The following is a 3,638-nucleotide window of genomic DNA, read 5'->3' as shown; positions in this document are numbered from 1 at the left end:
ACCCTACGCAGCATTGCGGCCACGCCCTGGGTTTATCCCCGAAACTCCTGTCAAACACTTTGATCATTACTTGTGATTGTGGCCGGCGGCGTGAAAATGCATCAAAACCGTCGGTTTCAAAATGTAAAGCGGTTTTGGTTTTTATCTGCCAAGGGCGGGAACCGGTTTTCGGTTCCCGCCGTGGTGATGCTGGAATAGCGCATTACGATTCAACGCGGTCTTTCATGCGATAGCTGGGGCCTTCGATGAGCACGGTTTCGGCATGGTGGAGTAGCCGGTCGAGAATGGCGGAAGTCAGGGTGGCGTCGTTGTTGAAGATTTCGGGCCAGTTTTTAAATGCCCGGTTTGAGGTGATGATCAGGCTGCCGCGCTCGTAGCGGAGGCTGATGACCTGGAAGAGAAGGTCCGCGCCGGTTTTGTCGATGGGGAGATATCCCAGCTCGTCTAAGATCAGAATGGTGGGCTTGGTGTATTTTTTGAGTTCCTGCTTTAGCATGCCCCGGGCCTGGGCGGCCCCGAGGGTATTGATCACATCAATGGCCGTGGCGAACAGGACGGAATAGCCCTTCAGGCAGGCCTGATAGCCGATGGCCGAACTCAGATGGGTTTTTCCCAGCCCGACGCCGGCAAGGAAGATCACATTGGAACGGGTGGGGACAAACGGCAGGCGGAAGAGGTTTTGCACCTGGAGGCGATTGATTTTTTTCGGCCAGGTAAAATTGAACTGATCCAGGGTTTTGATCACGGGGAACCGTGCCATCTGGATGCGGCGTTTGATGGAGCGATCCTGCCGCCGGGCGGATTCGCCATCGGCCAGAGCCGCCAGGTAATCCACATGGTTCCATTGGTGTTTGGCCGCTGAAGCGGCCAGGGATTCATAATGCTCGGCCATGAAGGCCAATTTCAAATCAATGAGTTGGCGGTCCAGGGAGTCGGGGCGTTGCGTCATGATGTCTCCTTTCGGGTGTGATAGATGGACAGATCGGGTTGGGCCACGGTGATGTCGAGCAGGTCTTCCCGCCGGGTCAGATGCAATGCCCCGGGTTCCGGCCGGAAGCGGGCGCGCTGTTCCAAAATATTGGCAATGTATTCACTGGAAAACGCCTGATAAACAAAGGCGTCGGCCATGGCCCGGGCCACGGCGTCAGTGCCGTATATTTCACTTAACGCGACGATTTTACGGACATGATGGGCGGGATTCATCCTGCGCTGTTCCAGTTGTTGCCAATAGGCGTCGGCGTTTTGGGAAAGGGATAGAAAGCGCATGAACGTTTTCTGGTCCCGGGCTTTTTTACGCTGGGCGAGAAGCGCCTTTGGGTGATCCGGGTCTTCGATATCCTGATGCCGGTCATAGGAGCGATGGTGCCGGGCGATCAGATTGTCCTGCTGATAGACGCACAATCGATCCGGATAGATTTTGAGGGTCAGCAACGCGCCGGCATATTCCGCAGGAACCGAATAGCGGTTGGCGTCGACGGTGATCCGGAACTGAGAGGATGCCCGGACCTGGGTGACGGTGGCGACGTCAAAGGGATGTTCCGGTAGAGGGCGGAGATACGGCCGCTCCTTTTCAAGAAGATCGACGGGTTTTTGCCGGGTAACACCATGGATGCGGACATTGGCGATGGTGTCCAGCCAGAGGCGACCGGCGGGATTTAAAGCGCCAAAGTCTGGGATATCGAGACCGGAGAGGAAATTTTTTTTCACATACCCGACGCCGTTTTCGACCCGGCCTTTTTCGTTTCCCTTGCCGACATTGCAGGGAGTGATGGTAAAGCCGTAATGATTGGCGAAATCCAGGTATTTGGGGTTGAATACCGGATCAGCACCGATGATGCGCTTGAGCACCGCGGATTTGAGGTTGTCGGTCATCACCTTTGCCGGGACGCCGCCGAAGGCGTCGAAGGCATGCTGGTGGCAGGCCAGAAAGTGCTCCATGGTCTGGGAGACGGTAAATTCCAGATACATCATCCGGCTGTAGCACAACACCATGACAAAAAAGCTCAACCGCCGGGTGGTGGAACCGACAGGGACGATTCCAAACGAACCCCAGTCCACCTGGGCGCATTCTCCCGGGGCAAACGACAGGGTCAGGTAAGCCGGGGTGCGCCGGGGCCGGATGGCGCGGACGTAGTCCTTGACAATGGTATAACCGCCGTCAAAGCCTTTTTCCCGGATACGCGCAAGGACCTGGGCCGCGCTGTAGGGATGGGCGGTCACCATGCGGAGAATGTCGTTTTTAAAGGGATCGAGCTTGCTTTCCCTGGGGGGAGACGATCGTTGCCGGAACCGTTCCTGTTCCAGCCATTTAGCCACGGTTCTGGGGTCTATGGCCAGCTCCTTGGCGATCTGCGACGGCGTTAATCCTTGCTGCTCTTTGAGATGTTTGATGTTGCAGAACAGGTCATAATCGATCATGGGGCCTCCTTGATGATTTGTCTGAATATATTGGCCAGCAGCTGAGGCTCGCCGGCGGGTCTTGTGGGGCGTGGCGCGGGCATCGGTTCCATGGACAGGACCTGGTAAAGGGGTTCTTGCCAGGCGATCAGGCCGATGCGGATCAGTTCGGAGCGCGCCCGCTGCAAATCATCATCATTGAAGTTGAGCCGCCGTGCGATCGAGCGGTCGGCGTAGTAGCTGAGTCCTTTGGCATCGGCGACGGTGACCAGAAACAGGTAAAGCTTGGCAGCCGCATGACCGCATTGGTCGATGTAATGATCACGGACCAGCCGGTGATCCACCCAGCTGAACTGTTTGGGAACCTGGCGGATGCGTTGCGGACAGATGAGACGTTTGTGCATGTTGACCTCCTTTGGGTTGTTGGGATGGATACAGAATATCTCTGCCCACTTGTTGCATACGGCGGATGGCCAACGCGATGTCATCTTGTAGCGCATAACCGGTTAATTGGGCGATAAGTCCAATTAAAACGGGTTGTTGTTCGATGAAGAGATCTTGTAACGCCGGTTGAACAAAGTTGAAGTTAACCATTTGGTTTTGTTTTTGATTTTCACACAAGACATCTTGTAACGCATCCGGGTTATCGGATGGTTTGGCGCGCCAATAGCCGGGATGGTTTTGGCGCCACAGCCGGACCCGCTCGACGTTGGCGGGACCGGAGAAGTAATTTTTATTTTCCGGCTTATTCAGCCACCGGCGCTGACTGTCTTTTTTACTGGCATTTCGGCACTCCTGCCGTCCGCAGTAGTTTTGGTGGTGGGCATTACGCGGGTCAGGCGTAAAAAATGTTTTACAATGCCTGCATTTTCGTTTTCGGGTTCGTCTGATCATCGGCCGTTACCTCCCGGCCGGATCATGACGTCATAGGAAGCATGAGAAAAGAAGAAGATAGACGGGAAGAAAAGCAGAAGAAAACAGGAAGAAATTTATTTAAAAATGGAAATGGGGAAGAAAAATCAGGAAGAAAAAAACACTTTCACATCGGCGGTTTTACTATAATTTGAGACTGTCGGTGGCACTTAAATCTGCTACTGCGCAAATGCATACTGCAAAATCTAAGAGCATAGAAGCTTTTTGCGACGAAAATCTTAATGGGAAGAGAGTTTGTTTCACAGGAGAAATGCAATCTACATTGAATGGTGAACCGATCACAAGAGATTTAGCCGAGACGATTGCAG

The 3,638-nt window shown here is 54.0% G+C and carries 5 protein-coding genes; 1 reads left to right on the top strand and 4 read right to left on the bottom strand.

The window, feature by feature from the left end:
* Positions 1 to 202: 202 nt before the first annotated feature.
* From istB to R6V78_RS07445, 4 genes are read right to left on the bottom strand one after another with little or no spacing between them, the layout of a single operon-like run.
* Positions 203 to 949 (bottom strand): IS21-like element helper ATPase IstB, encoded by a 747-nt coding sequence (gene istB / locus R6V78_RS07460; RefSeq protein WP_410288711.1) that lies wholly within the window; start codon positions 947 to 949, stop codon positions 203 to 205.
* Positions 946 to 2,418: an IS21 family transposase gene (istA, locus tag R6V78_RS07455; protein WP_410288710.1), complete on the bottom strand. Its 1,473-nt coding sequence runs from the start codon at positions 2,416 to 2,418 to the stop codon at positions 946 to 948. Before istA ends, istB begins: the two co-directional genes overlap by 4 nt.
* The gene (locus R6V78_RS07450) at positions 2,415 to 2,801 is read right to left on the bottom strand and encodes a hypothetical protein (RefSeq protein WP_410288709.1); all 387 of its coding nucleotides are present in this window, start codon (positions 2,799 to 2,801) and stop codon (positions 2,415 to 2,417) included. Before R6V78_RS07450 ends, istA begins: the two co-directional genes overlap by 4 nt.
* Positions 2,719 to 3,291, bottom strand: a complete 573-nt coding sequence (locus tag R6V78_RS07445; protein ID WP_410288708.1) for a hypothetical protein — start codon at positions 3,289 to 3,291, stop codon at positions 2,719 to 2,721. Before R6V78_RS07445 ends, R6V78_RS07450 begins: the two co-directional genes overlap by 83 nt.
* 41 nt (positions 3,292 to 3,332) lie before the next feature.
* Here R6V78_RS07445 and R6V78_RS07440 point away from each other — a divergent pair, with 41 nt between their 5' ends.
* Positions 3,333 to 3,464 carry a hypothetical protein gene (locus R6V78_RS07440; protein ID WP_410288707.1) on the top strand — a complete coding sequence of 44 codons (132 nt, stop codon included), beginning with the start codon at positions 3,333 to 3,335 and terminating at the stop codon, positions 3,462 to 3,464.
* The last annotated feature ends 174 nt before the right edge of the window (positions 3,465 to 3,638 follow it).

Origin of the sequence: Desulfosarcina sp. (assembly GCF_046496365.1) — a bacterium.
Taxonomy (GTDB): Bacteria; Desulfobacterota; Desulfobacteria; order Desulfobacterales; family Desulfosarcinaceae; genus Desulfosarcina.
The sequence above is the reverse complement of the archived record's forward strand: the minus strand, read 5'-3'. Positions and strand labels throughout refer to the sequence as shown.